This window comes from Paraburkholderia sp. C35, assembly GCF_003121405.1.
Lineage (GTDB): Bacteria > Pseudomonadota > Gammaproteobacteria > Burkholderiales > Burkholderiaceae > Paraburkholderia.
Genome location: NZ_QBUY01000003.1, coordinates 186,593 through 203,267, shown reverse-complemented (window position 1 = coordinate 203,267; position 16,675 = coordinate 186,593). Strand labels below are relative to the sequence as shown.

The following is a 16,675-nucleotide window of genomic DNA, read 5'->3' as shown; positions in this document are numbered from 1 at the left end:
GTTAGCGAGAGTTAGGCATTCAAATGCGTGGCGGGCTGTGCCGTCGGTTCACTGCCGACTGCGAAGCGGCTTTCCGGCTGCATGCGGAATGCGAGCACGACGCCGATCGCCATCAGCAGCATGCTGCCCGCGAACGGCAATTCCCAGCTGCCAAATGTGTCGATCAGATAACCCGACAGCACAGGCGAGATGATCGCGGCAAGCGCCGAACCCGTGTTCATCATGCCGCTTGCGGTGCCCGAGTATTCCGGCGCGATGTCCATAGGGATCGCCCACATCGGGCCGATCGTCATTTCGGCGAAGAAGAAGCCCGCCGACAGACACACCATCGATACATACAGGTTGTGCGTGAACATCAACGGCACGAGCGACGCGAGCGTGAGCAGCATGCAGATCGACACCATCCAGCTGCGTGCGCGGCGAAGGTTGCCGGTGCGCTCGAAGACCTTGTCGGTGACGATGCCGCCGAGCGTATCGCCGATCACGCCTGCGAAGAACACAGCCGAAGCAAACACTGCCGACTTCTTCAGATCGAGGTGATAGCTATGCAGGAAGTACTGCGGAATCCAGCTGAGAAACAGCCACAACGTCCAGCCATAGCAGAAGTACACGATGGTCACAGGCGTCATGCGTTTGAACAATGCTTTCCACGGCACGTTCGCCATCTTCGCCTTCGGCGGCGGCAAGATATCGAGTTCGGCTTGCGTGATACGGCGATGTTCTTTCGGATACTCGGTGAAGGTCATCGCCCACACCACGACCCACAACAGACTGAATGCACCGCAGATATAGAACGATTCGCGCCAGCCCCATGTCGTCATCACCAGCACGATCACGCCAGGCGCGACCGCATTACCGATCCGTGCCGCAGCGTGCGTGATGCCCTGCGCAAAGCCGCGCTTCTCTTTCGCGACCCAGCGCGACATCGCAGCCGTTGCAGCCGGAAAGGTTGCGCCTTCGCCAAAGCCGAGCAGCACGCGAGCGAGGAGCAGCGAAACCAGCCCGCCTGCAAAACCCGTCAGCAGCGTAGCAACCGCCCAGATTGCGCCGCACGCAATCAGCGTGCGTTTCGCGCCAAACTTGTCACTGACCCAGCCGCCGATAATCTGAAACACGAGATACGGATACGCAAAAGCCGAGAAAACAAGGCCGATTTCCGTATGCGAAAGATGAAACTCCTTGCCGAAGCCCGCTGCTGCCGTGCTGACGTTGACGCGGTCAAGGTAGGTGATGAAGTACATGATGCATAGCATCAATAGAACGATACTGCTCGCACTGGTCACACGAAACCGCTTCATCGTCTGTCTCCGTTTCTGGCGGATGGGCATTCACACGGCGTGTTCGCCTTCATGCCGCGCGAGCCGCCTACCGCAGGGTCTGCCGTTGGCGTTGGTCGCGTTTGTGGTTCGTTTGTGTCTTTGTCTTTCTGTTCGATGCTGTGCGTCGCGCTGGCCGGGCGCGTGGGTGATGCGTAGGTGCTGCTTAGGTGTCTCTGCGGCGAAGGGAGCGATGTGGTGCTGCCTTCGCCGTCTGCCTGTCGTGAGGCTGCTTACGCGGCTGCCTTGAGCTTCGTTGCGCCGGGCTGCGACATCAGGAACTCCATCGCGGCAGGCAGGCCGCTCGCGGCAACCGGTACGCCTGCGATCTGCAAGCCCATTTCGACACCCGCAAGCGTCGCCATCAGCGTGAGATCGTTGCAGTCGCCCAGATGCCCGATGCGGAACATGCGCCCCTTCATCTTGCCGAGGCCCGTACCGAGCGACATGTCGAAGCGCTCGTAAATCACCTTGCGCACGGCATCGGCGTCGATGCCTTCGGGCATCATCACGCCCGTCAGAACCGGGCTATAGACGGAAGGATCGGCGCATTGAATCTCGAGGCCCCACGCACGCACTGCGCGGCGGCATGCTTCTGCGAGACGGTCGTGACGCGCGAACACGTTGTCGAGCCCTTCGCCGAGAATCATCTCCAGCGCTTCATACAGCCCGTACAGCAGGTTCGTGTTCGGCGTGTACGGCCAGTAGCCGCTCTTGTTCATTTCGATGATTTCGGTCCAGTCCCAGAACGCGCGCGGCAGCTTCGCCTGCTTGCCCGCTTCGATCGCCTTCTGCGACACGGCATTGAAGCTGATGCCCGGCGGCAGCATCAAGCCCTTCTGCGAACCGGAAACGGTCACGTCCACGCCCCATTCGTCATGACGATAGTCGGCGCACGCGAGGCCCGAAATCGTATCGACCAGCAGCAGCGCCGGATGGCCCGCTGCATCGATGGCGCGGCGCACGGCAGCGATATCCGATGTGACGCCCGTCGAGGTTTCGTTGTGCACGACGCACACGGCCTTGATCGAATGCTGCGTGTCTTCACGCAAGCGTGCTTCGATCATTTGCGGCTGCACGCCGCGCCGCCAGCCTTCGATACCCGGCAAACCGAGAAACTCGGGCTTCAGGCCGAGGTTCTCGGCCATCTTCTTCCACAGCGTGGCGAAGTGGCCTGTCTCGAACATCAGCACGTGATCGCCGGGGCTCAGCGTGTTCGACAGCGCGGCTTCCCACGCGCCCGTCCCCGACGCCGGGTAGATCACCACCGGCTGCTGCGTCTTGAAGATCTTCTTGATGCCGTCCAGCACTTTCAGACCCAGCGCGCCGAACTCCGGCCCGCGATGGTCGATGGTCGGATAGCTCATGGCTCGCAGAATGCGGTCGGGCACGGGGCTCGGACCGGGAATCTGCAAAAAGTGGCGGCCTGCGGGATGAAAGTCGAGCTTCAGCATCGGTCTATCTCCTCGATTGAATTTTGCATGCAAAAAACTATAACAGCCGATTCGTGACAATCCCAAGGCGGTGTTTACCCTCGCACCCACATAGCGGGTCGCATGCTTTAAAATCGGTTCAAATCGTGCTTGAGGGTTTTTGTATGCAAAATTCGGACATTGAAGCAGGCCTGACGCCGCCTCCGCTGATGCCGAAGGTCGAACGCCAGCGTTTGCACGACACGGTGGTCGAACATATCCGGCGCTTTATCGTGGAAGGCGTGCTGGAACCGGGCAAGAAACTGAACGAACGCGAACTGTGCGAAACACTCGGCATTTCGCGCACGCCGTTGCGCGAGGCGCTGAAAGTGCTCGCGGCGGAAGGCTTGATCGATATCGAGCCGAATCGCGGCGCGTCCGTGTCGAAGATGGACGAAGCGGAACTGCGCGAAACCTTCGAATTGATGAGCGGACTCGAAGCGTTTTCAGGCGAACTGGCTGCGGAACGGATGACGGCTGTCGAACTGGCCGAGATCAAGGCGCTGCATTACGCGATGCTCGCGTGCCGCGCGCAGAATGATCTGGCCGGTTACTACAGCCGCAATCAGGCGATTCACGACAAGATCAACGAAGCCGCGCGCAACTCGGCACTGCGTCAGACGTATATCGCTGTGAACCGGCGTTTGCAGGCGCTGCGCTTTCGTTCGAACTTCCAGATTCCAAAGTGGGACAGCGCGATTCACGACCACGACGAAATGCTCAAGGCACTCGAAGCACGCGACGGCAAGCGTTTGAGCACGATCTTGCGTCAGCATTTGCTCGATAAACGCGATGCGGTGTTGCAAGTGCAGTCGCGTGAAGATGCAGCGGCGGCGAAACTGAAAGCTTGAATAGGGCCTGTTTAAAGGCCCAAAAGCAAAAACGCACGGCATCGAGCCGTGCGTTTTTTATTGCCTCATCATCGCGCCATCACGCGCCAGCGCGCCCCGTGTTGTCTTTCTCGCGCAGCGATTGCGGCAGACCGTACAGAATGATCAGCGCGCAGATCAGGCTCAACCCGCCGATCACATACAACGCCGGCGTCGTGCTGCCCGTCACGTCGCGCACACGCCCCACCATCACCGGGCTGACGATACCGCCCAACTGCCCCAGCGTATTGATCAACGCGATGCCACCTGCTGCGCCTGCACCCGTCACGAGCTTCGGCGGCAACGCCCAGAACGCGGGGATCGACGCGATCACGCCAGCGCCGAGCACAGCGAGTGCGACGACGAGCATCGTCGTCTGCTTGTCGAAGTAGCCTGCGGCAAAGAAGCCGACGGCAGCCATCACGAGCAGCGCGCTCACAAACTTGCGACGCTCACCCGACGCATCCGACAAACGCCCCACCACCACCATGCAGATTGCACCGCAAATATAGGGCACAGCCGTGAGCAAACCGATAATCGTCGGATTTTGCGTGCCTGCGCTGCGGATCAGATGCGGCGCCCAGAAGTTGAGACCGTATGAAGCAATCTGAATCAGGAAGTAGATCAGACCGAGTGTCAGAAAACCAGGCGTGCGGATCGCGCCGAGCAGCGAATGACCCTGCGTGGTCGGCTGCGCCTGTTGCGCGATCTGGCTCGACAGATAGGTCTTCTCGGCAGGCGACAGCCAGCCCGCGTCTTCGATGCGATCCTTCAGTACTTTCAGCACGAGAATGCCGAGCACGATGCAAGGCAGACCACCGAGCAGGAACAGCCAGTGCCAGCCGCGAATACCGAACACGCCATCCATCTGACCAAGCACGAGACCCGACAGCGGCGCGCCAACCAGACCCGAGAATGCCGACGCAAGGAACAGCAGCGACGTCACGCGACCGCGATAGCTCGCCGGAAACCACAGCGTCAGATAGTAGAGCACGCCCGGCGCGAAGCCCGCTTCCATCGCGCCGATCACGAAGCGCAGCCCGTAGAACTGCCATTCGTTCTGCACGAACACCATCGCGGCTGTCGCAAGACCCCACGAAATCATGATCCGCGCGATCCACTTACGCGCACCGACCTTGTACAGCAGCATATTGCTGGGCACTTCGAACAGCACGTAGCCGATCACGAACAGACTCGCGCCGAGTCCATACGCGGTGTCGGAAAAGCCGAGATCGCTTTGCAGCTGAAACTTCGCAAAGCTGATGTTGATGCGGTCGAAGAACGCGAACAGATAACAGATCATGATGAGCGGCATCAGCCGCCACGTGACCTTTTTGATGATGTCGGCGGTTGCCGTCAGCTTGTCGTCGCGGCCGCCTGCCGCCACTGCGCCTGGTGTGCTCATGCTTGTCTCCTGGTTGAGCCGGATTCGTCGTCCGGCTGTCGATGTTGTTCGGGTGAATGAAGTTCAGATGGCGTGCACGTAATCCGGTACGGGGTGCACATCGCAGTTGCGGCCTGCTTTCATCAACTGGCCCGGCACGTCGTGGCCGAGCAGCGCGGGTAAAGTGCGCGACAGCGCGATCAGCTTTTGCAGGTCGATGCCCGTGGGAATGCCCATTTCGTCGCACATGTTCACGAGATCTTCCGTGCAGATGTTGCCCGACGCGCCCGGTGCGAATGGACAACCGCCGAGTCCGCCAAGCGCTGCATCGAAGCGGCGCGCGCCCACTTCATATGCCGCCAGCACGTTGGCGAGTCCGAGTCCGCGCGTGTTGTGGAAGTGCAGCGTGAGTGCTTCGGCAGGCACACGTTGCAGCACGCGCGTGACGAGCCGCGCGACCTGACGCGGATTCGCCATGCCCGTCGTATCGGCGAGTGTGATGCCGTTGATGCCCATTTCACGGTACGTATCGACGATCGACACGACGCGGTCTTCGTCGATCTTGCCTTCGAACGGACAGCCGAATGCGGTCGCGACCGTCGCATTCAATGAAGCAGGAAAATGCTTCGCGAGCCGCACGATGTCGGTGAATGCATCGAGCGATGCTTCGCAGCTCATGCGCATGTTCGCGCGATTGTGCGTCTGGCTCGCGGACATCACGAGGTTCAATTCATCGGCGCGAGCGTTCAGCGCGCGCTCCGCGCCCTTCACGTTCGGCACCAGCGCGACGAAGATCACGCCTTCGCGGCGCTGGATCTGCGTGAACACCGCTTCGCCATCGCGCAGCGCGGGAATCGCTTTCGGCGAGACGAACGAACCCGCCTCGATGCGCGTGAAACCCGCCGTCGATAGTTGATCGATCAGCGCGATCTTGTCGGCTGTTTCGACCCATGTTGGCTCGATCTGCAGGCCATCGCGCGGCGCGACTTCCTGCACGATCAGTTTGTCGAACTGCATGTCGTTATCGAAGTTCATTGCACAGCTCCTTCGCGGCGCAGCCGCTCGATTTCGCTTTGCGCGTAACCCAGATCGGCCAGTACGCTCGACGTATGTTCGCCGAGCGCCGGACCTTGCCAGCGCACTTCGCCCGGCGTCGCCGACAGCTTCGGCACGATGCCCGGCATCTTCACCGATGCGCCGCCCGGCAAGTCGGCCTTCAGCAACATCTCGCGCGCCTGGTAATGAGGATCGGCAACGATGTCCGCGACCGAATAGATGCGACCCGACGGCACTTCGGCGCTTTCGAGCGCGGCAAGCACATCGTCGATCGAATGATGCGAAGTCCATGCGGTGATCGCGGCATCGAGCATCGCGTTCTGCGCGACACGGCCATCATTGCGGGCGAGCGCGGGATCATCGGCGAGATCGGGACGCCCGATCACCTGCATCAGCCGTTTGAAAATCGGATCGCTATTGCCAGCGATCACCACAAAGCCGCCGTCTTCCGTGCGATACGTGTTCGACGGCGCAATGCCCGGCAACGCGCCGCCGCTGCGCTCGCGCACGTGACCGAGCAGGTCGTATTCGGGCACGAGGCTTTCCATCAGGTTGAACACGCTTTCGACCAGCGACACATCGACGATCTGTCCATCGCCCTGCCCTGTCTTCACGCGCAACACCGACATCAGCGCGCCGATCACGCCGTGCAGCGACGCGAGCGAATCGCCGAGACTCACGCCGACGCGCGCGGGCGCACCATCGACATCGCCCGTCGTGTAGCGGATACCGCCCATCGCTTCGCCGATCGCGCCAAAGCCCGGACGATCGCGATACGGGCCTGTTTGCCCATAACCGGAGATGCGGACCATCGTAAGCTTGGGGTTGATCGCGTGCAGCACGTCCCAGCCCAAACCGAGCTTTTCGAGCGCACCGGGACGCAGATTTTCGATGACGATGTCGGCATCGGCAGCGAGACGTTTGACCACGTCCGCGCCTTCGGGCGACTTGAGATTCACGCAGATCGACTTTTTGTTGCGCGATTGCAGATACCACCAGAGCGAGGTGCCTTCGTGCAGCTTGCGCCATTTGCGCAGCGGATCGCCCGTTTCGGGCGCTTCGATCTTGATGACTTCGGCGCCGAACTCGGCGAGCAGGCGGGCGGCGAATGGCGCGGCGATCAGCGTGCCGATTTCGACGACGCGAATGCCCTGCAACGGACCACTCATGAGGCTGTCTCCAATCTTGTTTCAGGTTGGAGACAAATGTAGAAGCGACGCAGCGGGAGCGTCCAACCGCAATTCGCCAACGACCGTTCGCGGTTCGCGAACGCTCCGCGCTACGCCTTGCCGGACAAGGCTTCCACGGTGCGCAGATGGTCGAACAGCAGCTTCGCGACGGGCGAAAGACGCGCCGCGTCGCGCGTGACGATGATCAGATTGCGCTCGGCCCATGCGTCTTCCAGCGCGACGGAAACGAGGCCCAGCGGCCGGCCCATGATGCGATACACGTTCACTGGCAGCACGCCGACGCCCATGCCCGCCTGTACCATCCGGCACACGGCATCGAAGCCCGGCACGTGGATGCGCAGCTTCAGCGCCTTGCCCGCCTGGCGTGCGGCCATATGCGTGCGCGCGTTGATCGAACTGGCCGAATGCAGGCCGACGTGATCGCTGTCGAGCGTCTCGTCGAACGCAACGCTTTCGCGGCCCGCGAGTGGATGATCGTCGCGCATCACGACGCACAGCCTGTCGTGCCGGTAATGCGTCACTTCTAGACCGCGCGCATCGGCTTCGCCGGAACAGATGCCGAGATCGGCGAGACTGTCGGCCACCGCTTCGACCACGCCGCCACTTGGCCGCTCTTCGAGATCGATCTTCACCTGCTCGTTGACACCGAGAAAGGCGCGCAGATCTTCCGGCAGGAACTCGACGATCGCCGACAGGTTCGCCATCATGCGCACGTAGCCGCGTACGCCGCTCGCATGGCCCGCCAGTTCGATGCCGATGTTCTCGATGCCGCGCATCACGCGGCGCGCGTGATGCAGCAGCGTTTCGCCTGCGGGCGTGAGCGTCATGCCGCGCGCGTTGCGCTGGAATAGCGTGGCGTTCACCGCCTGCTCCAGTTCGAGCAACCGCTTGCTCGCCGCCGAAACCGCGATGGCCTCGCGTTCCGCGGCGCGCGTCAGCGTGCCTTCCTCGTAGACGGCGATGAACAGTTGCAACGTGGTGAGGTCGAGGCGGCGAAGCAGGTTCTTCAGGACCATGGCAGACAATATGACGCATTGGATTGCGTCATATTGTGCCGTGAGCTTGCTTCAAATGCTCGCGCTCAATCGAAACGCATCGGCGCGACGGGGTCGCTGGCAGGAAAAGTGTCCATCAGGGCTTCGTCCATCAGGCGTTCGTCGTGCGCGTCGCGGACCTTGGCATCGGCCTGATACGCAAATTTGCTATCCTGTTCCATCGTGGGTTCCTCCGGTATGTCGTGGCTGTCGATGGCTTCAGTATTGGCTTTGCGGCCGCTGCGCTCAACCTGTTCCCAACGGCGAAATCTGCCAACTACACGTTGTCTGCTGCCTTTTCCGTCACGCGTTGTTCTGCGAGGTCATTGAATGCCGAGCGTTGCGATAGCGATCTTTCCGGGCGTCCAGGCGCTGGATGTCGCCGGTCCTCTTGATGTGTTTGCCGAAGCGAACGGGTTTATCGGCGAGAAAGACCGCTATGAAGTCACGCTGCTCGCCGCCGATAGCGCGCCGCTGCGCGCGTCGAACGGTATCACTTTCGTGGCAGACGAAACCTTCGCGGAGCAGCGCAGCACATTCGATCTGGCCTTGATGGCAGGCGGTCCCGCGTTGCCCGAGAGCGTGCCGGACACACGTCTCACGCACTGGCTCGCGCAAGTCGCTTCGCAATGCGAGCGCTATGGCTCGATCTGCACGGGCGCGTTTGCGTTAGGCCATGCGGGTTTGATCGACGATCGCCATGTCACGACGCATTGGCAGCACGCGCAGCAACTCGCGACGCAGTTCCCGAAAGCGCGCGTCGATTTCGACCGCATCTATCTGCGTGACGAGCGGCTGGTGACGTCGGCGGGTGTGACGGCGGGCATCGATCTCGCCTTGGCGCTCGTGACTGAAGATCACGGGCCGCAGACGGCGTTGAGCGTGGCGAAGCGGCTGGTGGTGTTCTCGCAGCGCCAGGGCGGGCAGTCGCAGTTCAGCCCGTATCTCACCGCGCCAGCCGATGAAACCTCGCCTGTCGCGAAGATCCAGACGCATGTCATGGCGAATATCCGCGAGAACTTCACGGTCAGGCAGCTCGCCGATGTTGCCGGAATGAGCGCACGCAATTTCGCGCGTATCTTCGTGCAGGAAACGGGTGTGACGCCACATGAGTTCGTCGAGCGGGCGCGCATGGATGCGGCCCGCAAGCTGCTCGAAAGCAGCGGCGCAGCACTCAAGACGATTGCTTACGATTGCGGCTTCGGCACGGCGGACCGCATGCGTATCGTGTTTACAAAGCGGATTGGTGCGACGCCGAATCAGTATCGCGAGCGCTTTCGGCATGAATGAGTGACGCGCCTGCACGCGCTGTGTGCGCGTGCGTGCGAGAATGACCGATTGATCAACAGGTTCAACGCACATCGACATGAACGCTACGACTTCTGTCCGCGCTATCGTCACCGGCCATACGCGCGGTCTCGGCGCTGCACTCACACAACGGCTGCTGACACAGGGTATTGCCGTGCTCGGCGTTTCGCGTACCGGCAATCAGGCATTCGCGAATCAGACTGGCTTCGAACAGGTCGCAGTCGATCTGTCGAATGCCGATCGACTGACGCAATTCCTTGCAGGCGATACGTTGCGCAACTTTATGAAGGATGCGCAGACGGTACTGCTGTTCAACAACGCGGGCATGGTGCAGCCGATTGGCCCTGTCGAAACGCAGGACGTGGCGGCCATTGCGCAAGCTGTCACGCTGAACGTGTCGGCGCCGTTGATGCTTGCGAGCGCATTCGCAGCGGCAAGCCCGGACGCGAGCGACAGGCGCATCGTGCACATTTCGAGCGGTGCGGCGCGGCATCCGTATTCGGGCTGGAGCATCTACTGCGCGACCAAGGCCGCGCTCGATCATCATGCGCGCTCGGTTGCGCTCGATCAAAACCGTGCGCTGCGGATTTGCAGCGTCGCGCCGGGCGTCGTCGATACGAATATGCAGGCGGAAATTCGTTCGTCGGAGTTGGAGAAATTCCCGATGCGCGAGAAGTTCGAGGAATTGAAGCGCGATGGCAAGCTATCGACGCCTGAAGAGTCGGCGGGCAAGCTGGTGGATTATGTGCTCAGCGAGACGTTTGGGGCGGTGGCGACGGCGGATGTGCGGGAGTTGCCGCAGGGGTGATCGCACCACTCGTTAAAGGCGTTGCGATCGTGCGATTGCCCTTTCGATTGACTCATCCGAAGATCGCCAGGCCGTTTTTCTGAATGAGCTGGAGCAGGCGAGCAGCAATACCGCTAGGCTTTTTGTCGCCTTGCTCCCACTGCCGGACCGTCGATACCGTCGTGTTGAGATAAAGCGCAAACACGTTCTGGCTTACGTTGACTTCTTTACGGATACGCGCAATGTCCTTCGCGTTGTACTCCGGCACTTCTTCGATGCACAGTTCGTCGTACTCGCGCATCGTCTTCTTGTCGATGACCTTTGCACGATGCAAGCCGGAAGCAGCACTATGAATAGCTTCCGACGCATCGCTTTTGTAACGTGTCTTAGCCATTGCAGATCTCCACGAGTTCCTTCGCTTCCAACATCCAGGCGATGTCGGCCGGTTTCGCAGCGCCGTAGTCCCGGGCGAGTTTTTTAAAGCCGCGCAACTCGCGATCGTCAATGTTCTCCCGGTCACTCTTGGCGAATACGTAAACAAATACCCAAAAATCTCCAACCTTGTTAACGACAATGCCTCGTTTCGTGTTCTTGTCCAAGCGTTTTTTCCACACGTTACCGCCAAGGTCGTCGCCTTGCCCGTCGTTCAACTCTCGCGCCGCCTTGCAAAGTTCAACATCCGAGATGCCCACGGACTTGGCCTTCCTGGTGAACCAGGCCGTTTTGAAAACCCGCAGCGGCTTTTTCTTCATTTGAGATCAGATCGTGGGCATGTTTAAATATACCACTAAGTGGTATATATTTCAAGCTAACGGCATCCCAGAGAATCTGGCAATTCGCCACTGACGGAACCCCGAAAAGTCTCACCTTTCGCTTCGAACGCGTCCTCCAGCCCCTGTGCTTGTAGTACACCGCTCCCGTGAAAGCGGCAAAACTGCCCTGAAATGTGGTCTTTTTACACGTACGCCATGTCGAGAAGCGATTTACGGTGCGTCCGACAGGCATGCGATCACTCACTCCCGAAAACCCTCACCTATAAACAACCTGGGCCACGATACGCACAGTGCGCATCGTGGCCCAACATTCAAAGCATCAACGAAAACTCAAGCCTCCAGCTGCTCCAGCACCTTCCCCTTCGTCTCGATTCCAAGAAACTTCACCACCAGCGCCGCAACAAACGGCACCACTGCCAGCAGATAAAACGCCACATCGAGATTGCCGCCGATCATCGTCTTCGACACGAGCGTCGGCGCGAAGATCGCCGCGAGCTTCAGCCACGCGCCGCCGACACCGCAGCCAAACGCGCGAATACTCGTCGGATACAACTCCGGCGTGTACACATACGCGGTGATAAACCCGCACGCCAGCCAGCCGAGCGCAAACGCGCAGCACGTCGCGACCACATAAACAGAGGCGTCGTGGAACACACCCGCCAACACCAGCGACAACGCGCACAACATAAACGACCAGTTGATGATCGGCTTGCGGCCCACCTTGTCGACGAGCATCGCGCACAGCAGCGAGCCAAGCACGCCGAGTACGGAAGCAGCGACAGCCAGATTCAGCGCAAGCTGCAACGGCGCGTGATAAACCGTCCGATAAATGGTCGGCAGCCACGTCGACAGACCGTACTGGATCACGCCGCACGTCATCCACAGCATCGCGACAGCCGCCGAGCGCTTCCAGTAAGCCTGACCGAACAGGTCGCGCATCCTGCGCTTCGGATGGCGTGCCGCCATTGCTTCGAAAGCAGCAGGGTCGCCCATCGGCGGCAGCGCGCTTTTCGCGGTGCGCTCGAAAGCCTGCACGGCATCGGCGGCTTCGCCCATGCGGCCACGTTCGGCCAGCCAGCGCGGCGACTCGGGCACGAGCTTGCGCAGCACGAAGAACAGAATCAACGGCATGCCGCCGATAAAGTACATCGCTTCCCAGCCAAAGCGCGGCACGATCCACGCACCCAGCGCATTCGACGCCAGCAAACCAACCGGAAACACGATCTCATACAGCAGCACGAAACGCCCACGTCCATGCGCACGGCAGATTTCGTTGAAGTACCTCGCAGCCACGGGCAACTCGCCGCCCAGTCCGATGCCTTGCACGATGCGCAACACGAAAAACACTGCAAACGTCGGGGCAAAACCACACGCAATACTCGTCACACCGATCAGCCCCGAACTCAGCGCAATCGCTTTCACGCGGCCATGTCGTTCCGCGTACCACGGAAACAGAAACGCGCCGATCAACTGTCCCACCGAACTTGCGCCGATCATCAGGCCCACGTCCCACGGCGTCAGATGCCATTTGCCGATCAGGATCGGCAGCGTCGCGGCAATTGCGATGACGTCGAAGCCGTCGAAGAACGTCGCGAGACCGATCAGGATGCGCGCGCGCACCAGCAGAGCGTTCGCAGGCAATCGCTCGAGCCGCGCGATGATCGAGCCGCGCGTCGCGGGTTGGGAGACACCAGCGCTGCTGTGTGCCTCAAACGTGTTGTCGATAGTGCTCATGCGTCGTCTCTCCGCCGCGTACTGGGGTTATGCGAGTGCCTTGTCGGCGTCGGCCAGAGCCGCGACATCGACCGTGCGTCCCTGGGTCATCCATTTGCGCGCAAGCTTCAGGTCGCGCGGCGTATTGATCGCAATCACGCCGCGCACGCCGCCATCGGCGACATGAAACAGCGTCGCGCGCCGCGCGCTGACATCGCCGCGCACGACGAGTTGAGCATCGGCGGGAATGTCGCCGAGAATCTGCAGGTTCACGTCGTACTGATCCGACCAGAACCACGGAATCTCCGCATACGGTTCGAACTGGCCGAGCGCGGCCTTCGCGACGACAATCGCCTGATTCTGTGCATTTGCCCACGATTCGAGCCGCACGCGGCGCTTGAGCCACGCGCTCGGATGGTTCGCCACATCGCCGCATGCGAAGATGCGCGGGTCGTTCGTCATGCCGTGCTCGTCGACGACGATGCCGTCGCTCACAGGCAAACCCGCCGCTTCGGCAAGCGACGTGTGCGGTGTGAGTCCAATGCCTGCGACTGCGAAATCGGCGTCGATAACCGTGCCATCCGCGAGCGTTGCGCGAACCTTGTTCGCGTCTTCGGGATGCGTATCGAGCGATGTCAACGCAGCGGACAAGCGCACATCGACGCCATTCGCGCGATGCAGATCCAGCAGGAAATCCGACACCGAAGGCGGCAACGAACGCGCGCACAAACGCGGCGCGCCTTCCACCACCGTCGCTGCAACACCGAGCTTGCGCGCCGTCGCGGCGACTTCGAGGCCGATCCATCCACCGCCGATCACGAGCACATGCTGGCTTTTGCGCAGACGCTCGCCGAGTGCCGAGGCTTCATCCAGCGTACGCAGATACGCGATGTGATCCGTCTTCACCAGCGATGCCGGCAGCTTGCGCGCCGCGCCGCCCGTTGCGATCACGAGGCGGTCATACTGCACTTCACGGCCAGTCTGCGTGCGCACGATGCGTTGTTCACGGTCGATCTGCGTCGCTACATCCGGTTGCCATGCTTCGACGTTCAATGAAGCGAAATCGTCGGTAGCGAACAGACGTACGGTGTCGATATCGGCATCGCCGGACAGCACCGCTTTCGACAGCGGCGGCCGCTCATACGGCAGATGAATTTCATCGGCGATCATCACGAGACGGCCTTCGAAGCCCGTCTTGCGCAGCGTCTTCACGACCCAGCCCGCCGCCTGACCACCGCCAATCACAACGATGGTTTGCGGCGCGTCCGTGTGGCTCGCGGCGTGTGTGTTGGCAGCGTCAGTCATGTTTGCGCTCCGTCATGAACTTGCCTTCCGGCGCTTTCGTGTCTTTCTGACGGCGCGTATTGCCGTCGATACCGCCATCGATCGCCCATTCGGCGAACACGGTCGGACCCGGTTCGAATTCGCGCGGCTGCCATTCGGGCGTCAGCTGGTCTTCGTCCGCGTAGTACTCGATCAGGCCGCCCGCCGGATTCTGGAAGTACCAGAAGTACGCTGACGAAACAGGGTGACGTCCCGGCCCGAGTTGCGTGTCCCAACCGCAACGGCTGATATGCATGCCGCCACCGAACACTTCGTGAATATCGCGCACGGTGAACGCGACGTGATTCAGGCCGCGCTTTCCTGTGGGCAGTTGCAGCAGGAACAGATCGTGATGGCCGCCGTGCGGTGCGCAGCGCATGAATGCACCACGATCCGGATAACGGTCCGACGTCTCGAAGCCGAGCCGCTCGTGATAGAACTTCTCCTGCTCTGCGAGACAGTTCGTGAAGAACACGACGTGGCCCACTTCAACCGGCTCCGCGCGTTCGTAGATCGTGCTGGGCGTATCGACACGCAGCGTCTGGCCCCACACGTTCGACAGCGAACCATGCACATCGACATCGCGCTTGCGCGTCACTTCGATGCGGATCGCCATGCCGTTCGGATCGATACAACCAACGGCATCATCGTGCGAGTAATAGCCCTGTGCGCCTTTCAGGCTCACGCGATACTTGTCGAGATCAGCGGGCGTCGCGACACCCCACGTCACTTCGCGCAGCGTCGGACCTGCTTCGAACGCGGGCGGCAGCGACGGATCATCGGCCAATACAGCGAGCACGGTGCAGCCATTCAGTGTTTCGAATCGCGCGCGCGTTTCGTTGCGCGCGGTTTCCTTCATGCCCCAGTCAGCGAAAAAGCGCCGACAGGTCTCCAGATCCGTTACGCCGTAAGTGATCTGTTCAATGCCGAGAATGCTCATGTTGCGTGCCTCTTCAGTTCGCCCACGCGAGCGGGGCGTCGTTCAAGCCCCAGTAGAGGCTCTTTTGCTGCATGTACTCACGAATGCCCAGGCGGCCTTTCTCGCGGCCCATGCCGCTTTCTTTCCAGCCTGAGAACGGTGTCGAAATCGAGAACAGCTTGTACGTGTTGATCCAGACCGTGCCTGCTTCAAGGGCGCGCGCGACGCGCCATGCGCGCTTGTAGTCGCGCGTCCAGATGCCGGCGGCGAGACCGAACACGCTGTCGTTGGCTTCTTTCAGCAAGGACGCTTCGTCGTCGAACGGCATCGCGACCAGCACCGGGCCGAAGATTTCTTCCTGGCAGATGCGTGCGTTGTTCGTCAGGCCTTCGAGAATCGTCGGCTGATAGAAGTAGCCTTGTTCGCGGTTGTTGCCCACAGGCCGCTCGCCACCGCACAGCAAACGCCCGCCCTCTTCAAGGCCGAGCGCCACATAACGCTCGACCGATTCACGATGCTTTGCCGTAATCAGCGGACCCATCTGCGTGTTCTCGCTCGCCGGATCGCCGACGCGCAACTGGCGCGCTTTTTCCGTGAGCCGCTTCATGAACTCGGGGTAAATCGAGCGTTGCACGAACAGACGCGAACCCGCGATACACGCTTCACCCGATGAACTGAAAATGCCATACAGCACGCCATTTACCGCGTGATCGAGGTCGGCATCTTCGAAAACCATCGTCGGCGACTTGCCACCGAGTTCGAGCGACACGGGCATCAACTTGTCCGCTGCGATACGCGCGATACCGCGTCCTACTTCGGTGCCGCCCGTGAACGACACTTTCTTCACGAGCGGATGACGCACCATCACATCGCCGATCACCGAGCCCTTGCCGGGCAGCACGCTCAACACACCCTTCGGCACGCCTGCTTCCTCGCAGATGCGCGCAAGCGCAAGCGATACGAGCGGCGTCACTTCAGCGGGCTTGAGCACGACTGCGTTGCCAGCCGCCAAAGCAGGCGCGAGCTTTTGTGCATCGGATGCGATCGGCGAATTCCACGGCGTAATCGCCGCGATCACACCGATCGGCTCGTGCACGCTCATCGTCAGGTAGTCGCCGCGCGAAGGCGTGACTTCTTCATCGAGCGTTTCGAGGCAGGCCGCGAAATAGCGGAACGTGTTCGCGGCGCTCGCAACCAGTACGCGCGTCTCGTTGATCGGCTTACCGTTGTCGCGGCGTTGCAGCTGCGCGAGCGCTTCATGCTTCGCCATGATCAGATCGGCGATGCGATACAGGATCAACGCACGCTGATGCGGTTTCAGGCCGGACCAGTCCGGTTTGCGCCACGCGATGTCGGCGGCTTCGATGGCTTCGCGAGCATCGTCGGCGTCAGCCGTGGTGATCTCGGTGTTCACCGAGCCGTCCGCGGGATACACGCTCGCGTACAGTGCGCCGCGTCCACGCTTCCACTCGCCGCCGATCAGGATATCGGCGGAGGGCACGAGGCTCGAAATGATGTCGGTGTGGGGCAT

Annotated in this window: 16 protein-coding genes; 3 read left to right on the top strand and 13 right to left on the bottom strand. The window is 61.1% G+C overall.

Annotated elements, in window-relative coordinates:
• Positions 1 to 11: 11 nt before the first annotated feature.
• Positions 12 to 1,298, bottom strand: coding sequence for an MFS transporter (locus tag DK391_RS03360; protein WP_109476576.1), 1,287 nt, complete (start codon positions 1,296 to 1,298; stop codon positions 12 to 14).
• 251 nt (positions 1,299 to 1,549) lie between these two features.
• Positions 1,550 to 2,770 (bottom strand): aminotransferase class V-fold PLP-dependent enzyme, encoded by a 1,221-nt coding sequence (locus DK391_RS03355; RefSeq protein WP_109476575.1) that lies wholly within the window; start codon positions 2,768 to 2,770, stop codon positions 1,550 to 1,552.
• Between the two features lie 143 nt (positions 2,771 to 2,913).
• On the opposite strand from DK391_RS03355, the gene DK391_RS03350 reads away from it, so the two are divergent.
• On the top strand, positions 2,914 to 3,639 hold the full coding sequence (locus tag DK391_RS03350) for a GntR family transcriptional regulator (protein ID WP_109476574.1): 726 nt from the start codon (positions 2,914 to 2,916) through the stop codon (positions 3,637 to 3,639).
• A 79-nt stretch (positions 3,640 to 3,718) separates the two neighbouring features.
• On the opposite strand, the gene DK391_RS03345 is transcribed toward DK391_RS03350, so the two are convergent.
• The 5 genes from DK391_RS03345 to DK391_RS45570 all read right to left on the bottom strand — a co-directional run bounded on the left by DK391_RS03345 (position 3,719) and on the right by DK391_RS45570 (position 8,503).
• A complete protein-coding gene (locus tag DK391_RS03345; protein WP_109476573.1) occupies positions 3,719 to 5,062 on the bottom strand; it encodes an MFS transporter in 1,344 nt (447 codons plus the stop codon).
• Positions 5,063 to 5,125: 63 nt separating this feature from the next.
• Entirely contained in the window at positions 5,126 to 6,076 is a 951-nt protein-coding gene (locus DK391_RS03340; RefSeq protein ID WP_109476572.1) for a hydroxymethylglutaryl-CoA lyase, read from the bottom strand.
• The gene (locus tag DK391_RS03335) at positions 6,073 to 7,266 is read right to left on the bottom strand and encodes a CaiB/BaiF CoA-transferase family protein (RefSeq protein WP_109476571.1); all 1,194 of its coding nucleotides are present in this window, start codon (positions 7,264 to 7,266) and stop codon (positions 6,073 to 6,075) included. Before DK391_RS03335 ends, DK391_RS03340 begins: the two co-directional genes overlap by 4 nt.
• Before the next feature lie 110 nt (positions 7,267 to 7,376).
• On the bottom strand, positions 7,377 to 8,303 hold the full coding sequence (locus DK391_RS03330; protein ID WP_109476570.1) for a LysR family transcriptional regulator: 927 nt from the start codon (positions 8,301 to 8,303) through the stop codon (positions 7,377 to 7,379).
• A gap of 65 nt (positions 8,304 to 8,368) precedes the next feature.
• On the bottom strand, positions 8,369 to 8,503 hold the full coding sequence (locus DK391_RS45570) for a hypothetical protein (protein ID WP_275426807.1): 135 nt from the start codon (positions 8,501 to 8,503) through the stop codon (positions 8,369 to 8,371).
• A gap of 148 nt (positions 8,504 to 8,651) precedes the next feature.
• Between DK391_RS45570 and DK391_RS03325 the strand changes: the two genes are divergently transcribed.
• A complete protein-coding gene (locus DK391_RS03325) occupies positions 8,652 to 9,611 on the top strand; it encodes a GlxA family transcriptional regulator (protein WP_109476569.1) in 960 nt (319 codons plus the stop codon).
• Between the two features lie 76 nt (positions 9,612 to 9,687).
• Complete coding sequence (locus tag DK391_RS03320) at positions 9,688 to 10,437, top strand: SDR family oxidoreductase (RefSeq protein WP_109476568.1); 750 nt, start codon at positions 9,688 to 9,690, stop codon at positions 10,435 to 10,437.
• A 52-nt stretch (positions 10,438 to 10,489) separates the two neighbouring features.
• On the opposite strand, the gene DK391_RS03315 is transcribed toward DK391_RS03320, so the two are convergent.
• The 6 genes from DK391_RS03315 to DK391_RS03290 all read right to left on the bottom strand — a co-directional run bounded on the left by DK391_RS03315 (position 10,490) and on the right by DK391_RS03290 (position 16,675).
• Positions 10,490 to 10,810 carry a DNA-binding transcriptional regulator gene (locus DK391_RS03315; RefSeq protein WP_109476567.1) on the bottom strand — a complete coding sequence of 107 codons (321 nt, stop codon included), beginning with the start codon at positions 10,808 to 10,810 and terminating at the stop codon, positions 10,490 to 10,492.
• Entirely contained in the window at positions 10,803 to 11,168 is a 366-nt protein-coding gene (locus DK391_RS03310; protein ID WP_109476566.1) for a type II toxin-antitoxin system RelE/ParE family toxin, read from the bottom strand. Before DK391_RS03310 ends, DK391_RS03315 begins: the two co-directional genes overlap by 8 nt.
• Positions 11,169 to 11,519: 351 nt before the next feature.
• A complete protein-coding gene (locus DK391_RS03305; RefSeq protein ID WP_109476565.1) occupies positions 11,520 to 12,923 on the bottom strand; it encodes an MFS transporter in 1,404 nt (467 codons plus the stop codon).
• A gap of 27 nt (positions 12,924 to 12,950) precedes the next feature.
• Positions 12,951 to 14,207: an FAD-dependent oxidoreductase gene (locus tag DK391_RS03300; protein WP_109476564.1), complete on the bottom strand. Its 1,257-nt coding sequence runs from the start codon at positions 14,205 to 14,207 to the stop codon at positions 12,951 to 12,953.
• Positions 14,200 to 15,165 (bottom strand): VOC family protein, encoded by a 966-nt coding sequence (locus tag DK391_RS03295; protein WP_109476563.1) that lies wholly within the window; start codon positions 15,163 to 15,165, stop codon positions 14,200 to 14,202. The genes DK391_RS03300 and DK391_RS03295 overlap by 8 nt, the downstream gene beginning before the upstream one ends.
• A gap of 13 nt (positions 15,166 to 15,178) precedes the next feature.
• A complete protein-coding gene (locus DK391_RS03290; protein WP_109476562.1) occupies positions 15,179 to 16,675 on the bottom strand; it encodes an aldehyde dehydrogenase in 1,497 nt (498 codons plus the stop codon).

Bases quoted from the DNA above. Each gene is read 5' to 3' on its own strand.
- DK391_RS03360 (WP_109476576.1), bottom strand. From the start codon at position 1,298: ATGAAGCGGTTTCGTGTGACCAGTGCGAGCAGTATCGTTCTATTGATG.
- DK391_RS03355 (WP_109476575.1), bottom strand. From the start codon at position 2,770: ATGCTGAAGCTCGACTTTCATCCCGCAGGCCGCCACTTTTTGCAGATT.
- DK391_RS03350 (WP_109476574.1), top strand. From the start codon at position 2,914: ATGCAAAATTCGGACATTGAAGCAGGCCTGACGCCGCCTCCGCTGATG.
- DK391_RS03345 (WP_109476573.1), bottom strand. From the start codon at position 5,062: ATGAGCACACCAGGCGCAGTGGCGGCAGGCGGCCGCGACGACAAGCTG.
- DK391_RS03340 (WP_109476572.1), bottom strand. From the start codon at position 6,076: ATGAACTTCGATAACGACATGCAGTTCGACAAACTGATCGTGCAGGAA.
- DK391_RS03335 (WP_109476571.1), bottom strand. From the start codon at position 7,266: ATGAGTGGTCCGTTGCAGGGCATTCGCGTCGTCGAAATCGGCACGCTG.
- DK391_RS03330 (WP_109476570.1), bottom strand. From the start codon at position 8,303: ATGGTCCTGAAGAACCTGCTTCGCCGCCTCGACCTCACCACGTTGCAA.
- DK391_RS45570 (WP_275426807.1), bottom strand. From the start codon at position 8,503: ATGGAACAGGATAGCAAATTTGCGTATCAGGCCGATGCCAAGGTCCGC.
- DK391_RS03325 (WP_109476569.1), top strand. From the start codon at position 8,652: ATGCCGAGCGTTGCGATAGCGATCTTTCCGGGCGTCCAGGCGCTGGAT.
- DK391_RS03320 (WP_109476568.1), top strand. From the start codon at position 9,688: ATGAACGCTACGACTTCTGTCCGCGCTATCGTCACCGGCCATACGCGC.
- DK391_RS03315 (WP_109476567.1), bottom strand. From the start codon at position 10,810: ATGGCTAAGACACGTTACAAAAGCGATGCGTCGGAAGCTATTCATAGT.
- DK391_RS03310 (WP_109476566.1), bottom strand. From the start codon at position 11,168: ATGAAGAAAAAGCCGCTGCGGGTTTTCAAAACGGCCTGGTTCACCAGG.
- DK391_RS03305 (WP_109476565.1), bottom strand. From the start codon at position 12,923: ATGAGCACTATCGACAACACGTTTGAGGCACACAGCAGCGCTGGTGTC.
- DK391_RS03300 (WP_109476564.1), bottom strand. From the start codon at position 14,207: ATGACTGACGCTGCCAACACACACGCCGCGAGCCACACGGACGCGCCG.
- DK391_RS03295 (WP_109476563.1), bottom strand. From the start codon at position 15,165: ATGAGCATTCTCGGCATTGAACAGATCACTTACGGCGTAACGGATCTG.
- DK391_RS03290 (WP_109476562.1), bottom strand. From the start codon at position 16,675: ATGCCCCACACCGACATCATTTCGAGCCTCGTGCCCTCCGCCGATATC.